Here is a 623-nt window from a genome sequence, read left to right on the forward strand (position 1 = left end):
TCTTCTTCCTGTCGGGCCTCGGCGGCGAACTCGCCGACCGCTACGACAAGGCTTTCGTCGCCCGCCGCCTCAAGGCGGCGGAGATCCTGGCGGCGGCCGTCGCGGTGCTCGGATTCTGGCTCGCCTCGGTGCCGATCCTGTTCGTGGCTCTCGTCCTGTTCGGGATCGTGGCGGCCCTGTTCGGGCCGATCAAGTACGGCATCCTGCCCGATCACTTGGCGCGGGCCGAGCTGCCGGCCGGCAACGCCTTGATCGAGGCCGCCACCTTCCTGGCCATCCTCACCGGCACCATCGCGGGCGGGCTCGCCGTCACCCATGGAGGGGCGCATGCCTTCGGGCTCCTGGTGATGGGCTTTGCGGTCCTGTGCTGGCTCGCCAGCCTCGCCATCCCGAAGACCGGCGAGGCGGCGCCCTACCTCCAGGTGAACCGCAACGTGCTGCGCTCGACGGGCGGCCTGATGCGCGACCTCTACGAGGATACGCGGCTGTGGCGCACCGGGCTCATCACCAGTTGGTTCTGGCTCATCGGCGCCGTGGTGCTGGCCCTGCTGCCGGCTTTGGTGAAGCGCACCTTCGGGGGCGACGAGACGGTGGTGACGGCCCTGCTCGCCCTGTTCTCGATC

At 69.7% G+C, this 623-nt stretch carries 1 protein-coding gene; it reads left to right on the top strand.

What is annotated here, in order from left to right:
* Nucleotides 1–623: MFS transporter (locus tag VP06_RS33270; protein ID WP_048468108.1), on the top strand; the 623-nt coding region annotated here is incomplete at both ends.

Origin of the sequence: Methylobacterium aquaticum, from assembly GCF_001043915.1 — a bacterium.
Taxonomy (GTDB): Bacteria; Pseudomonadota; Alphaproteobacteria; order Rhizobiales; family Beijerinckiaceae; genus Methylobacterium; species Methylobacterium aquaticum.